Annotated in this window: 11 protein-coding genes; 4 read left to right on the top strand and 7 right to left on the bottom strand. The window is 33.5% G+C overall.

What is annotated here, in order from left to right; genetic code table 11:
* Positions 1-205 precede the first annotated feature (205 nt).
* Positions 206-694, bottom strand: coding sequence for a single-stranded DNA-binding protein (gene ssb / locus P856_RS00565; RefSeq protein ID WP_025300239.1), 489 nt, complete (start codon positions 692-694; stop codon positions 206-208).
* A 1,274-nt stretch (positions 695-1,968) separates the two neighbouring features.
* Between ssb and uvrA the strand changes: the two genes are divergently transcribed.
* Both uvrA and P856_RS00555 read left to right on the top strand, forming a co-directional pair.
* Positions 1,969-4,842, top strand: coding sequence for an excinuclease ABC subunit UvrA (gene uvrA, locus P856_RS00560; protein ID WP_025300238.1), 2,874 nt, complete (start codon positions 1,969-1,971; stop codon positions 4,840-4,842).
* A gap of 677 nt (positions 4,843-5,519) precedes the next feature.
* On the top strand, positions 5,520-6,032 hold the full coding sequence (locus tag P856_RS00555; RefSeq protein WP_025300237.1) for a hypothetical protein: 513 nt from the start codon (positions 5,520-5,522) through the stop codon (positions 6,030-6,032).
* A gap of 1,217 nt (positions 6,033-7,249) precedes the next feature.
* On the opposite strand, the gene P856_RS00550 is transcribed toward P856_RS00555, so the two are convergent.
* The 6 genes from P856_RS00550 to hisA form a co-directional block, all read right to left on the bottom strand.
* Positions 7,250-8,365 carry a class I SAM-dependent methyltransferase gene (locus P856_RS00550; protein ID WP_227028674.1) on the bottom strand — a complete coding sequence of 372 codons (1,116 nt, stop codon included), beginning with the start codon at positions 8,363-8,365 and terminating at the stop codon, positions 7,250-7,252.
* Entirely contained in the window at positions 8,326-9,132 is an 807-nt protein-coding gene (gene lgt / locus P856_RS00545) for a prolipoprotein diacylglyceryl transferase (protein ID WP_025300235.1), read from the bottom strand. Before lgt ends, P856_RS00550 begins: the two co-directional genes overlap by 40 nt.
* Before the next feature lie 1,436 nt (positions 9,133-10,568).
* Entirely contained in the window at positions 10,569-10,925 is a 357-nt protein-coding gene (locus tag P856_RS00540) for an HIT domain-containing protein (protein ID WP_025300234.1), read from the bottom strand.
* 63 nt (positions 10,926-10,988) lie between these two features.
* Positions 10,989-11,279, bottom strand: coding sequence for a phosphoribosyl-ATP diphosphatase (gene hisE / locus P856_RS00535; RefSeq protein WP_044214823.1), 291 nt, complete (start codon positions 11,277-11,279; stop codon positions 10,989-10,991).
* A gap of 7 nt (positions 11,280-11,286) precedes the next feature.
* Positions 11,287-12,051, bottom strand: a complete 765-nt coding sequence (gene hisF / locus P856_RS00530; protein WP_025300233.1) for an imidazole glycerol phosphate synthase subunit HisF — start codon at positions 12,049-12,051, stop codon at positions 11,287-11,289.
* Positions 12,045-12,785 (bottom strand): 1-(5-phosphoribosyl)-5-[(5-phosphoribosylamino)methylideneamino]imidazole-4-carboxamide isomerase, encoded by a 741-nt coding sequence (gene hisA, locus P856_RS00525; RefSeq protein ID WP_025300232.1) that lies wholly within the window; start codon positions 12,783-12,785, stop codon positions 12,045-12,047. The genes hisF and hisA overlap by 7 nt, the downstream gene beginning before the upstream one ends.
* A 1,072-nt stretch (positions 12,786-13,857) precedes the next feature.
* On the opposite strand from hisA, the gene P856_RS00520 reads away from it, so the two are divergent.
* Both P856_RS00520 and P856_RS00515 read left to right on the top strand, forming a co-directional pair.
* A complete protein-coding gene (locus P856_RS00520) occupies positions 13,858-15,153 on the top strand; it encodes an FAD-dependent thymidylate synthase (RefSeq protein ID WP_025300231.1) in 1,296 nt (431 codons plus the stop codon).
* 766 nt (positions 15,154-15,919) lie between these two features.
* On the top strand, positions 15,920-17,422 hold the full coding sequence (locus P856_RS00515) for an ArnT family glycosyltransferase (protein ID WP_025300230.1): 1,503 nt from the start codon (positions 15,920-15,922) through the stop codon (positions 17,420-17,422).
* Positions 17,423-18,897: the final 1,475 nt, after the last annotated feature.

Raw genomic sequence — 18,897 nt, 5'->3', positions numbered from 1 at the left:
ATAGCAAAAATTGATTAATCAAGCAATGTCATGAAGGGCACGTATGATAAATAAATATTATTTATCATACTAAATTAATCTAAATAATACAAAAATTACTGTAATTTATAAATTAGCTATCGATCTACATATCAATCAATGGCTCGATTCATTGCATCATTAGGACATTATAATAAGCTATAATCTATTTAACGAATAGATTCGCCTAAAACGGGATTTCATCTTCCAAATCGTTCAAGCCATCAAGGTGGGCTTCATTGCTAAGATCAAAGGAATCGCCGCTATAACCAGTTGATAATCTCCCATCAGTGCTGTTATCTATAGCATTAGAATCACGACGACTACCGCTACCTAACATAGCTAACTGACCGCGATAACGTTGTAAGACTATATCGGTAGAATAACGCTCCTGGCCACTCTGATCCGACCATTTTCTAGTTTGCAGCTGGCCTTCTATATAAATCAAGCTACCTTTACGTAAATATTGTTCGGCAAGTCGTGCAAGATTTTCGTTAAATATAACAACGCGATGCCATTCAGTACGCTCACGTTGCTCACCTGAGTTTTTATCACGCCATCGATCAGATGTAGCTATAGCAAGATTAATCACTTTAACTCCGTCTTGAGTAAATCTTACTTCCGGATCACGACCAAGATTACCGATTAAAATTGCCTTGTTAATACTACCTGACATTACCTCTAACTTTCTTTATTTTTTAAGCTTACGGCCAGAATTCAATAAAAATATAATAGTGCATCTGACACTCTTAGTAATAAAAACAATACGCAAGATCTGCCCAAAAAAATCATCATCTCCAAAGGCTCAACTTTTCCAGTTAGTCGGAAAGGGTATAACACTCTTACATCAAAGCAGCCATCTTAAAAACTTTAATATGTAGTTAATTTGTATAAACAACTACATGCCAAATTATATCACGAGTATTTCAAATAATCAATAAAATATCTGCAAAATCTATAAATTACTTTTACTAGCAAAAAATTCTTTTTGCCATTAATTATCTTAATCCCTCTTAGGAAGAGCATCATTTAATAAAATTATTTTATAGTCAATCGTCTCGCATAAGCATAATTTTTGCTATTAAATAGAATTTTTAGCTGTTCTAATATTTTTTTTGAGTAAATTTTAATTTTATTGATTTGTATCAAAATATTTTTTAAAACAATTGACTAATAATTAATTGTAATTGAAATAGCATAGATTACGCCATCGCAGGATTCTATAACCTAGCAATAAATACGTTGTTTGTATTTGAGGTTTGCTTAGGTGAATTATTTTTACGCAACGATCATTAACACAATTCTAGTTTAATTTTCATTAGGATTAACAACAATCAAATTGAAATCTAACAACTATCAAAAATACTTGCGATTTACCAGTTTAAAACAAATACGTCAGAAATAGTTATCTCCAGACAATATGCAAGCGATAATTTAGGTATCATTTTCTCTTTAACTGAACTCGCTACTAAACAACTATTCAGCTTCATCAAGATAAAAGAATTAACAATAGTAGGATTAAATAGGAAGTAAATTGATTTAATTTTAAATTTAATATAAACAAAATTCATACTCTAAATGTGCACAGACATAAAAATAATATTAATCGATTAATTAAATAAACAATGTAACATAAAGTTAGCAAAATAAGATATATTATTAATAAGTTAATGATTAGCCTGAATATAAAGTTAACTTAGTTTATTCCTCATAATAAAATTAATTAGCTATTGAAATAAAATTATTCCTAGCAGTTTCAAAGCCTTGCCTAAAAACAGTAGTAATGCTGCTGTAAATTAGCTATACTACTTTCTTTTTGATTATCAATATTTTTTTTATATAAAAGCACTTTATTCAACGATAAATAAAATAGTATCAATGTTTTGCGATATGACTAAAGCTGATGCTATTACAATAGTAATATTATTAATATCAGTCTTTTAATAAAAAATGACCATTGGATCGTATTTTAACTGTAATGCTGCAGTAAAATCGCGGCTGATCCGCGTACGCGGAGCGCGTGAAAACAACTTAAGAAATCTAGATATTGATTTACCACGCAATAGTCTTATCGTAATAACAGGAATTAGTGGCTCTGGTAAGTCATCGCTAGCATTTAACACAATATACGCGGAGGGCCAGCGCCGCTATGTAGAAAGTTTATCTGCTTATGCACGCCAATTTCTAGAGTTGATGAAAAAACCAGATGTAGACTTGGTTGAGGGCCTATCGCCGGCAATATCTATTAAACAAAAGATAACATCAAATAACCCACGCTCAACAGTAGGAACTATAACAGGGATTTACGATTATCTGCGCTTGCTATTTGCGCGTATCGGAATTCCTTACTCACCTACTACTGGTTTGCCGATAGAGAGCCAAACAGTAAGCCAGATAGTTGATCAAATCTGTTCTATTAGCCATGGAACCCGCATATACCTTTTAGCACCAATCCGAAATACACAGAAAGACGAGTGTCTTAATAGATTACTAGAAATACGTAAACTTGGCTTTCCGCGCGTGCGTATCGATGGCCATCTATATGAAACTAAAGATCTGCCAAATTTTAACGAAGAATATCAGCATAACATTGAAGTATTGGTTGACCGAATTGTTGTGCGTGATGGGATCAAGATCAGGTTAGCTGATTCAGTAGAAACTGCATTAGAATTATCCTCCGGACAGATTTTTATAGATGATGCAAATAGCGGGCAGCGTTATCATACTTTTTCGACCAAATGTGCTTGTCCAGTTACTGGTTTTACTGTGCAGGAAATCGAACCGCGACTATTTTCGTTTAATAGTCCTTTTGGTTCATGTCAAGCATGTAACGGTATTGGTAATTATACATATTTTGACGAACAACTTATAGTACCCAATCCAAAACTAAGCTTGAAAAACGGCGCTATCGCTCCTTTAGAAAAACAATCTAAAAAATACTACCCTCTATTGCTCCGTAGTCTATTAAAAAATTTTAACATTTTCAATGATATCCCATTTGAGAAACTACCAGAAACAATCCGTACAAGTATTCTACTTGGCGTTAATAATACTTCAACTAGCACATCCTCAACCGATTCCTCGCATAACGATCAGTCAAAAAAATTATTCGATGGTATAATTCCCCATATGGAACAGCAGTGGAAGGAAACCAAAAGCCCCTTGATTCGTCAAGATCTTAGTAGATTTCGATCTTTTTCCCCTTGTGAAGAATGTAAAGGTAAACGTTTAAGGCCAGAAGCTTTAGCGGTTAAAATTGACGGCCTAAACATTAATGATGTAGCTAATTTTTCTATAAATAAAGCAGCTTGTTGGGTTAAAGAGCTATCAAATAATATCAGCAATAAACAAAAAAAAATTATCGAAATAATCTTGCCGACAATTCAAGAGCGACTTAGCTTCCTAAAAAATGTCGGACTTAACTATCTTACCTTATCGCGCTCGTCTAGCACACTATCGGCTGGTGAACAACAGCGCATTCGCCTAGCATCACAAATTGGCACCACTCTAACAGGAGTCATCTACGTAATGGACGAACCGTCAATTGGCTTGCATCAACGCGATAATGATCGACTTTTCGCCACTATCCAGCATTTACGTGATGTTGGCAACACAGTAATTGTCGTTGAGCATGACGAAGACACAATTAGAAAGGCCGATTACGTAGTAGATATGGGACCAGGTGCAGGGATAAACGGTGGTTCTGTAACTTCCGCTGGAACACCAAGAGAAATAATGGCTAATTCAGCGAGCATGACAGGAAAATATCTTACAGGAGTTAAGCAAATTGAAGTTCCAGCTATGCGGCGCAAAGCAAAGAATAACAAGCAAATAACTTTAATTGGTGCTACTGGCAATAATCTAAAAAATATAAATATAAGTATCCCGCTAAGTACATTCACTTGCATTTCTGGTGTATCCGGTAGTGGCAAATCTACTTTAATAATAGAGACTCTATGGAAAGCGCTTGCATCACGATTACACAACAACCGCGAACATCCTGCTCCTTTTAAACAATTAAAAGGAATAGAGAACATCGATAAAGTAATAGATGTTGATCAGATACCGATCAGTCATACCCCACGCTCAAGTCCGGCTACCTATTCTGGTATATTTTCCTCCATAAGAGATTGGTTCGCTAATCTGCCCGAAGCACAAGCTAGAGGATATACTGCTAGTCGATTCTCGTTCAACTTGCGGGGTGGACGCTGCGAAGCTTGCGGGGGAGATGGTATAATCAAAGTGGATATGCATTTTCTGCCGCCGATGGATGTAATTTGCGACAGTTGCAAAGGTAAACGCTATAATCGAGAAATATTGGAAATCAAGTTTCGCAATCAATCTATATCTGATGTTCTTGATATGACAGTGGAAGAAGTCGCTATTTTTTTCAAAGCTGTTCCATCAATCCTCGACAAACTAGAAACTTTAAAACAAGTAGGTCTTAGCTATATAAAAATCGGCCAACAAACCAATACCTTATCTGGTGGCGAGGCACAAAGGATGAAGTTAGCTAAAGAATTATCACGTCGCACAACTGGGAAAACTGTCTATATTATGGATGAACCGACAACCGGTTTACATTTTGAAGACATACGTAAGCTATTAGAAGTACTCCAATCGCTAGTTAATAAGGGTAATACTGTTATCGTTATCGAACATAATTTAGAAATTATTAAGACTGCAGATTACGTAATTGATCTTGGTCCAGAAGGCGGTGAAGCTGGTGGTAAAATCGTTGCACAAGGGACTCCCGAAGAGATAGTAACAGCAAAAAATAGCTACACTACCCACTATCTAAAGCGCTACCTACCACGAGCCTAGCCGCAACCCTCTCCGAGAGAGGGGGGATAATAAGCAATAGTTAGAATGACTTATTTAAAGTGCATTAAATTAGATAATACCTCATCACATAAGAATGTTGCTGGTTGATTTGGGTGAAATTGTTGTAGGGTAAAATTATAAGAATAATCAATTATCTTACGATTAGCTATAATAAAAGGATACGAGACTGATAACACTATACTAATTTCCTATTTCTGAAAATTAAAATAATATCCAAAAATATATAACTTTGCATGCTGTCGATTGTGGCTAAAAAATAATTTCTAGTTTTAGCTAATTAAAATGTATATATTTGACGTTAAATATACCTGATATTGAATAACACAATTATGTAGAATAAAAAAATAAAATATTATAACATTTTCAAGATTGAGAATAATCAGGCAATAGAATTGCTATTTAACCTATTGGATTTATTATCCATTGATAAGATCTCGATAAAAAGAAGGTATTATATAATAGAGATAGTTTTTAAAGTTAGTTTACGCAACAATTCTTCTTGCTAGAACAGCGTATCCGATAATACCATTTTCCTAGTATATCTATATACTACTTAATTAAGTATCACTCCAATAACTAATTCAAATACAAACATATTGTTGAGAGAAAGCAAACATTGTAAGTAGTAGGTAGATATACTCAATGGAGAAAATAATGTGCTAGTAACTAAGCATCGCTATAACAGCAAAGCGATTTTCTGGGATATGCTCCGAGGAGCTAGCGGTTTCATTGTTACAGGCGTACCACTAATGATGATACCGCTTACAACTATTCTTGAAATCATATTCGGTAGCTTAGCAATGCTGTTTGGGCTTTACTTAATCCGTACTTACTTACGCGCTTATCAAGTTATCGAAATAGAAGATAAAGTAATTCGACGCACAGGCTACATGGATACAGAGATTCCTTGGGAAAAGCTTGATACGATGAAGTTACACTATTTTTCTACTAGATATAATAAAAATTCTGGTTATTTGGAGCTAAAAATAGCTGGCAATGGTAAAGAGCTATACTTAGATAATTCTATAAACGACTTTAATGCTATTGTAAGCTACTGCAACTTAGTTGCACGTCGGAATAATATTTGCTTGTCGAAAGTTACTACCGATAATCTAAAAGCTATTGGACTAATAAAAATAGCGCAAAATATCAACGATAATGTAAGATAATTATTTTAGATATCGAATGGCATCATGAAATACTATGATTACTGCATTATAAGTAAAAGCATTATTACTTTAATACAATCGTTATTTTATAAGCTAAAGCAAATAATATAGCTAACTCCGCCATCCATCTAATTTAGCGCATCGTATACAATTTCTATATAAAATACAATTTAAATTATATTTTAACAAATAAAAAGCGATTGTATAATCAAGAAGATTTGCTACACTCTTGTAGTGCTCTGCTTCTATTTAATAAAATAAAGCAAATTATGCTTTAGAATTTTGCGGCTATGCATATTAAAAGTTAACCCCAGTCGCGCCGGTAATGCACTTTCTCAAATAGCGTAAATAGATATTTGTTCAGTTCTAACTAAAGTAGAAGCTTGTTATTGCTCAGATTTGAATAATCTTCGCAAATAGAAATGAAATACAATAACCAAGTAATAATATTTTAAATGTACTATGCCCCTAAAAAAAAAGAAAAATTAATAGAAATTCTATGTTCTACTCTTGCTTACATCCCCAGCCTAGACGATAATCAATTACCATAATATTTTTAAAACATTAATCTATTGCAAAAGTAAGAAATATGCTTACCAAAATTGAAAATAAATAACTATAATAGGTCAATACGGTATTGGAATATAGTTCAAAAAATTAACAGCTAATTATAGATATATTACAGTAAATTTATGATATCAGATATATTACAATAAATTCATGATATCCATGATTATATTCGCTTACTAACTTGTATAAGCTATACAATAAAATATTTAATTCTATATTAATGGATACCTAAAGGAAGTGATAATTAAAAACCGTTTTTTAATTTTAATAAAATTAAATCATGATTACTGTTGCGATAGGACTAAAAGTTAATTAAATAAAACTAAGTAAAAAATTGTGAAGTAATTATCAATTACTTTATGTTTTGCGTTAGCGAAAGCCAAAAGACCAAATTTAAACATAATCATTTAAATAAAAAGTATTGAAAGAATATTTATTAAAATAAAAGAATATTTCTAGTTTTGGTTGTATCAAATAACTAAAAAATATCTAAACTAACTTTAACAAGCAAAACTTTACTTTAAACGCAATTTTTACAATGCTTTAATTATGATAACAGTTATGTGAAGATTTTTACCTAATATATTGATACACAACAATAATTGATTTATTGTGTTAAATGATATTTTGGACTAAAAGAGGTAAATTCATAATCCAGGCAGCAAGTTGACCTCGCGACCAGACCATGCTGAGACTTTAAAAAGGCTACCCATTGCCTTAGAATCGATCAAACGAACCATTGCTGCTTCAATGCTACGAGCTTGCTTATAATTAGATTTTTTCATTAGATTATACGTTCGTTGAATAATCCCTAAAGATAACAAAAAAGCACTCTGTGTTATCGGGCCATAAGCAATTGCACCTGCTTTATTGACTGCAGCAGACAAAGCAGCAAAATCAACATGCGCCGTCAAATCTGACTGGCCCAAATTTTCTAATACATCAACAAATTTATGCTTTTTAACTGCTTGCAAAGTATCGCCTAATGCACTATTGCAATAACCGTAATCAATCACCAAAGCTACTCCGCCTTCGCTTACCAAGCGTCGAGCTAAAGCATCTGCTATTGATAAAGAAAAAGATGATACCTCAGCTATTTCTCCTACCTGCCCCGTAGTCAATACTTTTGGATGAAGCAAACTAGCCAAGTGGCTTGTTTCGGCCATTACGGTCCAAATAGGCATCTTAGTCTGTTGATCAAAAGATAAACGCCTTTCATGCCATCCTAAGCTACCACGGACAAGCTGAGTAATAGGCATAGCGTCAAAAAACTCATTCGCAATGATAATAGATGGTCCGCAAGGTAAACTGTACACATCATTATGCCACGTAGGAGCATATCCAGCTAACGAATTCTTCTGAATCTTACGCAAGGCTAAGCTAGCTTCAACTAGATGCAAATCTAAAGCAACATGAAAATCCGGTACCAACTGACTAGCTCGTAGTGCATCATTCATCATCATGCCACTACCTGGACCAAGTTCAATAAAATTAAACCTTCTAGGCGATCCAATTTGCTGCCAACTTACTACAGCCCAAAGACCTATCAGCTCACCAAACATTTGGCTAATTTCTGGTGCAGTAACAAAATCACCTAAAGCACCCAATGGATTACGTGTTGCGTAATAGCCAAAGCACGGATGGGTTAAAGTACATTTCATAACCTCAGACAAAGCCATTGGACCATCAGCCTCTACTCTTTGTCTCATATAATCAAGGATCGTCAATTGCAGTCCAAATGATCCTTCCGCGAAACACAACACATTACAATACCTCCAATTAATATCATCGGCAAACTAAGGAGTTGTCCCATGGTCATATTCGATACAACAAAGCCAAGCTGCACGTCTGGAGCACGAAAAAATTCACAAATAGTACGAACAAAGCCATAACCAATAAAAAAAGAAGCCATAGTCATTCCAGGATTTTGTTTTCTGATCTTCACTCCTCGAACAAGAATAAATAGCACTATTCCCTCCAAAATGGCTTCATATATTTGGGAAGGATGTCGTGGAATATCGCCGGCAATAGGAAAAATCATTGCCCAAGGTAAATCAGGTGCTACGCGACCAAATAATTCGCCATTTATAAAGTTAGCAATGCGACCAAAGAATAAACCAATTGGTGTAGCAGAAGCTACTAAATCACCAATAATAAAAATAGAGATTTTAGCCTTGCGAGCAAAAAGTATAATAGCTAAAACAACACCAAGAACCCCTCCATGAAAAGACATACCTCCTCGCCAAACCATAAAGATCTCTTCTGGATTAGAATAGTAATAATTTAAATTATACAATAAAACATAACCAATCCTACCGCCTAAAATAACACCGTAAGTAACGTAGAACAGAAGACTATCGAGCAACTTAGTCTCGAATACAATAGAATAACTTTTAATCAGATAGAGTACATATTGCCAACCGATAATTATTCCAGCGATATATGCAAGCGCATACCAACGTATGGATAATGGACCCATAGTGATTGCAACAGGGTCAATCATTGGAAATTCAAATAATAGAAAAAACATATAATTTGATTTCTAATCAGTCTTATTCCTCGAGTAAAGAATTAGTCTTGCTTAAATTAAAGATAATAAAAAATAATCGTTCTTAACTTAAATTTTAAAGCAATACCTTCCTTGGGTAAATCAATAATTAGATCATATATTCTATTACTTTTACAAAAAAAGTTAAGTACAGATTGCTATATCATCATTTCAAATCTAAATGGATTAACAATACTTTTGAAGTGATAAAATTAAAAAAAATTTTTGCTGGTTGCTAATTTATTACAGAAACTTTGTGTAATAGAATTACACAATAAATAGATTCATAATAACAAGTATCTTACGTCATAATGCAAATAATAAAATTAATAACATAAAATATAACAAATGAGCTTACTGGCTAAATAAAAACAGCCGCATGAATAATTATTCATGCATCATAATAGATCAACTGATCACAGACAGCAGAACAAATCGATGAATCGTTTTATGGCTTAAAATTGTGCGTTATAAAATTAATTTATATTAGTTAAACTATTAATAATTAATTGAGATTAATGAGGCTAATATAGATTATTAAGCGCTCAATTGAACGCAAATAGCTAGAATAAATTTATCCACACATAGTAGTTTAAGTTACAAACTATAAAGAAGTAAGACTTACTTAGCTGAAGTAATGTTAATATTTCATTAAAAAGCTTAATTTATTATTTTCTTTGCATTTTCTTGCTTACTACAGTAAGTGAAAAAATGCAAACTACAACATGCTAAGGTTAGCTTATACTTTAGTTATAGTTTTACAAAGACTTAACTTTATAGCGTCTTAGAATAATCTTATAAAAGTTAAGTATAACATTTGTATAAATGCAGATTATCAAAATAATTTGGATAAGTTTTAAAAATCAAAATATATAGATTTTTTCATTTTTCATTAAATATTATATACTACTCGATAGTAAAATATTTTTCTAAGATACAATACAATTTGTATTATAATACTGGTTTAATAAAAAAATTACCGTACACCATTATATTAAATTTAATATCTTATTATGATTCCGTAGCATTTTACAATAAAAATTAGGAAAATACGAATATATAATTAATTATTATAGCTTCAATCATTAACAGCATATATGAGTGTATAGAACATAGCAGCAAATAATTTTTAATATATTAAAAATAGTATCATTTGCCTTAATCTACTTTAAGCAGATTCAGTACAATCTAATTTACTTGTCTTGTTAAACACAATTTCTTTTAATATCCTCATCACTGGACATCAAATAATTTTTAGACTATGGGGAAAAGAAAATTTTTACTGTTACTAATTTTGCTCTCCTTAATCTACTCTTACTAACAAGAGTTTTTTATATATAATCTAGCAAGCTAAACCTTATTAATTACGAAATGCTATATCGACCCTTACAGTATTTTAGTGCAGATAAGAGATACCTTCATTTACACATACTTCCAAGCTTTCTACCGGCAAGCATATGTAAATGAAAATGTAACACTTCTTGATTGGCATCAGAGCCGCTATTGGCCACTATACGATAGCCTTTCTCTGCAAGATTAAATTGATAGATTATATTACCGATGGCGCGAACAAAACCAAGTATTTCTGAATCGCTTGCTTTCTGAGAAAAATCTGATAAAGAAACATAATCCCCTTTAGGTACAATTAAAACATGAAACGGGGTACATGGATCAATATCCTTAAATGCAAGAGTGTAATAGTCCTCATAAATAGTATTGCTTGGAATATCACCACGCAAAATCTTAGCAAAGGTATTATTTTTATCGTAACACATTTAAAAATTTCCAAGTAATTATCTTTTATCTGATAGGCTAACAGCAATTTTATCGAATTTAATTCAAATTTTCTCGCGTTCTTCTAATTTAGCCCAAACTTCATCTGAGCTTACTCCCATGGAGACCCATAATACCAATAGGTGATATAGTAAATCAGCACTTTCTGAAATCAAAGTATCATTATTACCTAACGTTGCCTCAATAGCTACCTCAACGGCTTCTTCTCCAACTTTCTGCGCAGATCTCAACGGGCCACTTGATAATAACCTGGCAGTATAACTCGTCTCTAAGTTATCGTTTCGACGCGATGCTATAGTGCTAACAAGACGATCAAGAACATGACTACTACTCATACTATACTCAATCGCTCTGTCTAACAGCAATACCAGCAGCAAACATTGCTTTTTTTACCTCGCTAATTCGGTAAGTACCTGAATGAAAAATAGAAGCAGATAGCACTGCACTGGCATGACCAGCAAAAACTCCTTCCACCAAATGATCCAGTGTACCAACCCCCCCCGAAGCAATGACTGGTACTTGTACAGAATCAGAGACACTCCTAGTTAATGATATATCAAATCCTTGTTTGGTGCCATCGCGATCAATAGATGTCAACATAATCTCACCTGCACCATATTCGACCATTTGCTGCGCCCATACAACAGCATCTAAACCAGTAGGCTGATGGCCGGAGTGCGTAAAAACACTAAACCTACCACCAATCGTGCGCTTAGCATCAATGGCAACTGTAATGCACTGGCTGCCAAACTTGTTTGCTGCGCGGCGAACAAGCTCTGGATTGTTCACCGCTGCAGTATTAATGACAACCTTGTCAGCTCCAATGAGTAAAAGCTTGCGTATATCCTCAATGTTGCGCACCCCACCACCCACCATTAGCGGCATAAAGCACTCTTCAGCAACAAGACCAATTACATCAAATATCGTACGCTGACCTTCCTGGCTAGCAACAACATCCAAAAAGCATAGCTCATCTGCTCCTTCGGCATTATAAAACTTAGCCTGCGTTACCGGGCTACCGGCATCGATCAGGTCAACAAATTTTACCCCCTTAATTAAGCGACCAGCCTTAACATCTAGACAGGGAATAACGCGCACATTTAGCATAAAATATTATCTCCAGCAAGTACACGTAGTGCATTATTCAAATTAATCCTGCCATCATATAGTGCTCTGCCGACAATAACTCCTTCTACACCATCGCTATTCAGTTTGGTTAACTTCGATAAATCCTTAATAGAAGACACTCCACCTGAAACGATAACCGGTATTGATAATACCTGAGCTAATATTTTAGTTTCTTTAAAATTCGGCCCTTTCATAGTGCCATCTCGGTCAATATCAGTAAAAACAATAGAAGCAACACCAGCATCCTCAAATTTTAATGCCAGATCTCTAGCAGTTAGTTTAGAGGTTTTAGTCCATCCCTGAATTGCCGCTTTGCCACCGCGAACATCGATACTAACACTGATCATGCCTGGATAATCGCGACAAGCAGCTGCTACCAAGTCTGGATTAGATACAGCCAATGTACCTAATATAACACGACTAATTCCAGCATTAATCCAAGCATCAATATGGGTACGATTTCGAATACCACCCCCAAACTGCACAGGAATATCCACGATTGATAATATGGAACGCACGGCTGCTACGTTCACTACTTTACCAGAAAAAGCCCCTTCCAGATCCACCACGTGAATGTATGTACAACCAGCATCCTGGAAATACTTGGCTTGGGCAGCAGGATCAATGGCATATATTGTAGCGCTACTCCTTTCACCACGAAGCAAACGAACACATTTTCCACCATTTATGTCAATTGCCGGATAAAGAATCACAGTAAGAATATTCTCCACTTATTGATTAATAAAATATCCATCTAAGCAATTAATTCTAAATACATAAAAATCCGAATATCCGAGAATATCTATAATTCCGTTTAAAAAAGACAACGCGTAGCATGAATGCAAAATTCCTAGAAGCATTTGCTCAAACGAGCAGCAATCAGAAACTAAGGAATTCATATTTCAAAACTTATCAAGATCTTAACACAAAAGAGTGTTTAAAACTTAATGCTTACAGATGAGCTAAAATAGTTGAAAACAAGCAACAGTATTCTTATAAAATGAGTTTTTACTCATCCGCCTAGATTAAAACTATTTGTTAGAAATAAAAATACAATTGAACACGAAATATCATAATTAACTATAACATTACATAGTTAATTATTTAATAATAAACTTAACTCCATAAAAATATTTTTCTCATTTAAACAAACCATCAATAAACATTTTACATAAGTGTTATGTAATAAAAGCGTAATGATTAACCGTATAAATTAACTACAGAACAATTTTTTTATATAAAAATCACTATAAATAAAACAAAAATCTTCATAAAATTCGCGGTAATTAAAATCAAGAAGCAAAAAATTTTTTCTTGAAGTAAAAACTGCTTTATGAATAGCGAGAATTTTTCAAAAAAGGACACTTTATGATTTTACCTGTCAATCATAAAAATTAACTTGAGTACAACAGCTAAGATTTTATTTATTGCTTTTGTAAATCCAGCAAGTAAATTTCAAGTAGTACCGATGAGAAGATTTTACCTAAAATATAAATAAATTAGTACATTACTAATACGAACAACACAATATTTTATATCCCGCTACAGAATTAAAAAATTCTGATTAATGAACTAAATTTTAAACTGATATCTCATTAAAAAGTAGACAAGGAATAAATGATAAACTGCTGTGATTAAAATTTACTGCTTATAAGCAACAGCCGTTTATGAAAAAATTTAAATAAGTTTTCTATAAAAACATCTAAAACTTTATGAATGCATTTGATATTTAGTTATCCAAGTAACAAAATTCAGAAAAATATGGAAAGATAGAGGGGCTAAATAATGCGAATCTTGATCGAAGACGGCCTAAAACCAGAAGCAAATTCCATGCTTCAAGCACTATATAGCCGATCAGCATCGAGTATCATCGATCACCTTTCCAATGTCGAAGATCGTGGATTTGAGAAGTTTATGGAAAAATATTATGTAGAGTATGGTCATGAATCAATCGGAGATTGTGGCTTCACAACAATCTTTATAGAAGAAGTTTCTATTCTAACCTGCAAAGCACTGCAAAATACTCCACTGTATTTTGGCCAAGAGACATCTACTCGCTACATTAATTTCTCCAATAATGGATACACCGACCCGGTCGGTACAACAAAGTCAAAAGCAATTATATGCGAATGGATTGAGATTTATACCAAAGTTCATTCCGCTATCCTATCAAAGTTAACTCTCGCTTATCCCTGCCCGGATGGTATTAAAGCAGAAATATGGGCAAAAACCCTTGAAGCAAGAGCATTTGATATTTCTCGAGGATTTCTGCCTGCCGGAGTAAAATCCCAACTTTCATGGACAACTAACTTGCGCCAGGCTGCAGACCACTTACGAACTCTTTCTCTACATCCCCTAACTGAAACCCGTGAAACAGCGGCAATAATTCTTACAAAACTAAAGAAAAAATACCCAGTATCGTTTAGTCAGAAATATCGACCAGAACAATCTGCATATCGGGCGATAATCTCTAAACTAAAAACTTATTATCATACACAACAAGAAAATTATCCAAATTTTGAGTATATATGCGATGCTGATCGTAGTGCTATTGATTTATTGGACCCAAGGATTTTTACGGATAGGCCAAAATACGAACAACTCCCAAGGATAGTAGGGTCATATGCATCATTTGAATGCCGATTTTTACTCGATTTTGGGTCTTTCCGAGATATCCAGCGTCATCGTAACGGTTATTGTGAGATGCCTCTACTAACTTGGTTGTACGGCTTTCACCCATGGTATATAAACAATATACCAGAATCTACCATGATATCAATCGCTCCGCGTATAATAAATCTGCGCAAAGCTTCAAATAAACTGGAAACTACCGAAGAAGAACGCCAAAACTATCTCCCGCTCGGCTTATTAGTTCCATGTCGAATAGTTTATGATCTACGACAGATGATATACGTAGCAGAATTACGTTCAAGTAAAACTGTACACTCCAACCTTCGCTCTATTGCTCATCATTTCCATAAAGCAGTCAAAACAGAGTTTCCTTTCATCCGGCTACATTGTGATTTAGAAAGAAATACACTCGATGTTAGACGAGGTATGCAAAATATTAAACAATTATAGATATGATTTAGTATATTAATAATTATCTTCTTTTTGTAAGTACACAGACAATAAAAATGAACTTTCTTATACTTTAAAAGATCATTCAACTAATCTTGTCAGGTGTACAAAATGATATAAACTATCATCACAATTAAATTATATAAATAATTATTTTACGCTAAAAGTTGAATGGAATTTAAATTTCAATAACAAACTGTTTTTAATAAAAAATTATCTACGTGGAAGATAAAAGTAGTACAATGAAGTGCACAAGACTTTTACTTGATAACAAGCTGTAGAATGAAAAAATTTTAATCATAATTCGTCGCAGAGAAATTTGGAGGTAGTAACATATTTGCGACCTACTAATAAAATTTTAAGCCTAAGCTAAAAACTTCTAATGTCACAAAATATAATTTTTTGCTGTGATCGAGATATTCTTTTGCATAAATTTACAATTAGTAAAGTTGCACCTTTCAATCAATACTAATTAAAAATACAGTACCTAGGAGAATGAAATTCAGCATTCATAGTTTTCAACATATATTGAATAAATTACTATAGTTTTACTACAACACATATAATACTTAAGCCAAGCGAAATAATAAAAATTTGTTAAATAGTCTATCTGTAATATTGATCTATATACCTAGTGTAGAAAAATTAAAATTTATTCCAATACCTTACCTAGAAGTACAGTCGTGTAACGCACAATTTTATTTTGTTTACCATTTCAAATCATTTGCTACTAAAAAATAATTAATGCTTATAATTACTTGAAGTAATGATAGCAACCATCAAACTATTATCCAGAGAATTAACATGCTTACAAAAGGCACTAATCTGCGTTGTCAGCCTAACCGTTATAAGACTGTATGCAGATGCATTTACTAGCCTAGAGCTTTATAGCGATGAAGCGCAGTATTGGACCTGGGCGCAAGATTTGGATTTTGGTTATTTCGCCAATCCTCCACTAATCGCATGGCTTGTTGCGGCCAGCACTGGTGTTTGCGGAGACAGTGAATCATGCGTACGAATACTATCCCCGATACTACACGCTGGTACTGCACTAGCACTCTTCTGGCTTGGGCAAACGGTAGCAAATAACAGAGTAGCTATGTGGTCTGCAATAATTTGGATCACATTACCATATATCGGATTTTCCAGCTTAATTTTTTCTAACGATGTACCTCTTTTGTTCTGTTGGACACTAGCAGTAACATTTTATCGCTGTTTACTCAACAATCGAGCGTGGCACTTCGCAATCGCTACCGGTTTGTCAATTGGTGTTGGTATGCTAGCGAAATATCATATGATTTACATATTTTTGGGTATTGCTATACATTTAACTCTAAGTTCACGCGATCGATGGATCTTGTTTAACTTACGTGGTCTAGTGATTATAGTACTAGCATTGCTGATCTTATCGCCCAATATTCACTGGAACCTAACCAACCATTTTGCTAGCATCGTCCATATTAACGATAATGCCAATCTAAATACCGGTCCGTCACAAAAATTCCAAGCCTCTAATTTGCTTCAATGTATAGTCGAACAGATTGCTATATTTGGCCCTATATCTTTTGCAGCATTTGCCTATCAAATTATCCTATGGGCTCGTGTAAAACTTAGCAAAGAAGAACAATTCCTTATATCTTTAAGCATACCACCGCTGGTGATAATTACAGTACAGGCATGTCTATTTCGAGTTAACGCTAACTGGGCAGTAACAACATATCCGACAGCCACAGTTCTTGTAGCACTCTGGCTAGTATCTTCATCAAAGCGCTATATTCGCTACTTACTAATAATACCTCATCTATTTATTAGCCTTACCTTAGCAATAATGATAGCTAATTGGCCAAAGGTACGTATTTCGCTTACAGATCGATATTTTTTACGTTTAAGTGGTTGGGAACAGATAGCAGCGACGTCGCGTTTAGATATTCTTACTAATCCAGATTTACCAATTCTTATGACTGATCAAATGACCATGGCATCACTTCTGTACTACATGCGCGATCAGCTTGTTGTTGGTAAATCAAAACCCGGTAAGCGAGCAGTATACATATGGGATTGGAATCATCATCCAGACAATCACTATGAATTAATAGCATCTTATATTCCGGCAACAACAAACCTAATGCTAATATTAACTAATCGGAAAGATATTAGTCCGATCCTCAACTCTTTTGAAATAAAAAAAGATATTCGCAGAATATCTATCACCAGACTTGGTCATACTAAAAAGCTTGGGATTTGGCTGGTATCAAAATTTAAAGGATGAAATAAATAAGTGCGTGCTCTACTCTTGTTTTGATCAATTTGTGGCTAAATCTAGACTTGTTTTTTCTCATTATTGATAATTTTTAATTAATTAAACTGCTAACTTGTAATGACTTCTTCTTCCAAAAATTAGCAAACTATTCGCTATCATCGCGAATACTGTGCGCACTAGCAATTACATTTTGTAAAACAAAGACATTTGTATAATTATCTTTAGGCTTTGAAACTTTGTAATGCGTAATTTTACATTCACTAGAATCCTCTTAATAGTACTGATTTAGCTTAGATTTGATATTCTACATGCAAAATAACAGAAACTCACTAAACCCGGAATAAAAATCTATTTAGTCATACATAATAATAATCAAATATCAAAGATATAAAACAAATCACCAAACAAGTACTCGAAAAGTAAAGCTATTTGCTTATAGCAATTATTCGAACTATACATAATACGTTAACAATAAATTGAATAATTCATTGAGCAGTAGTTGATAAATAAGCAGATGCTGAAGGGCATAATAGCAAAATATCACATAAGAAAAATCATCAACACAATAAAGTAACAAATATTACTCTAAATTATAATGCAGAACAATCACCTGAAGGTAAATAAAAGATCTTATACTATCTATCATCATATTAGATGATAGATAGTATTGTTTTTGAGGATAATTTAGAGAAGTTTTAATAATAAATATTTTATTATCTATAACATAAGCTTATCCAACTGCTCTAATTGCAAGGACCAAACAACTGCTAACGCCTCTAAATGCTACCCAATACAAATCATAATAGGCAACATAAAAAGCAATGCTTAACTATCTACTCATTTTTCGGGTATTGCACAGAGATTCTCAGAAGATTATAGTCAGAGTAACTATTATCTTCTGAGAATACAATTGATTTGTACTGCTATAGCACAAAAGATCTTTCCTTAACTCAGCATAAAACGATGCTCTAATGCCTCTATTTATGACGTTATATTATCAATTGGTAGTATGCATAGATTTTGCAGCGATTCAAATAATATCCGCCTAGTGATAAAGATCATAAACAGACGCAGATCAAATAAACTCAATTTCATCAAAAACTGTAATAAAACCAGCAGTCAACTAATTTGCGGTTATCTTTGCTTTTCTTAATTTTCATACAACAAGCTTTACAATTTACAGAAAATAAAACAAAAATTTCTCATAATCTCGATAACACCCGATAGTATAATCATTAAAAACTAGCAAATAAAACAACCGTGCTCAGATTGAGCGTAAGGGTTTACATTTAAAGATAATGACTAAAGCTTCATATCTAAACTAATTTATGTTCAGCAATAATTCCGTGCATAAAACGCATATTAGTTACACAAACTAGGGGTAATCAAAAAAACATAAAGTAAATTAGCAAAGACAAGGCATTTATCGAAGCAAATTACTCTTTAAAATACAGCTACAATAAAAATCCTCCGTCTAATAATAA

The sequence above is a fragment of the Candidatus Endolissoclinum faulkneri L5 genome, from assembly GCF_000510265.1.
GTDB lineage: Bacteria > Pseudomonadota > Alphaproteobacteria > Thalassobaculales > Thalassobaculaceae > Thalassobaculum > Thalassobaculum faulkneri_A.
The sequence above is the reverse complement of the archived record's forward strand: the minus strand, read 5'-3'. Positions and strand labels throughout refer to the sequence as shown.

What these genes read in the sequence shown, in the direction of transcription:
- P856_RS00515 (WP_025300230.1), top strand. Translation starts at nt 15,920, where the DNA reads ATGATAGCAACCATCAAACTATTATCCAGAGAATTAACATGCTTACAA.
- P856_RS00540 (WP_025300234.1), bottom strand. Translation starts at nt 10,925, where the DNA reads ATGTGTTACGATAAAAATAATACCTTTGCTAAGATTTTGCGTGGTGAT.
- hisF (WP_025300233.1), bottom strand. Translation starts at nt 12,051, where the DNA reads ATGCTAAATGTGCGCGTTATTCCCTGTCTAGATGTTAAGGCTGGTCGC.
- P856_RS00520 (WP_025300231.1), top strand. Translation starts at nt 13,858, where the DNA reads ATGCGAATCTTGATCGAAGACGGCCTAAAACCAGAAGCAAATTCCATG.
- lgt (WP_025300235.1), bottom strand. Translation starts at nt 9,132, where the DNA reads ATGTTTTTTCTATTATTTGAATTTCCAATGATTGACCCTGTTGCAATC.
- hisE (WP_044214823.1), bottom strand. Translation starts at nt 11,279, where the DNA reads ATGAGTAGTAGTCATGTTCTTGATCGTCTTGTTAGCACTATAGCATCG.
- uvrA (WP_025300238.1), top strand. Translation starts at nt 1,969, where the DNA reads ATGACCATTGGATCGTATTTTAACTGTAATGCTGCAGTAAAATCGCGG.
- ssb (WP_025300239.1), bottom strand. Translation starts at nt 694, where the DNA reads ATGTCAGGTAGTATTAACAAGGCAATTTTAATCGGTAATCTTGGTCGT.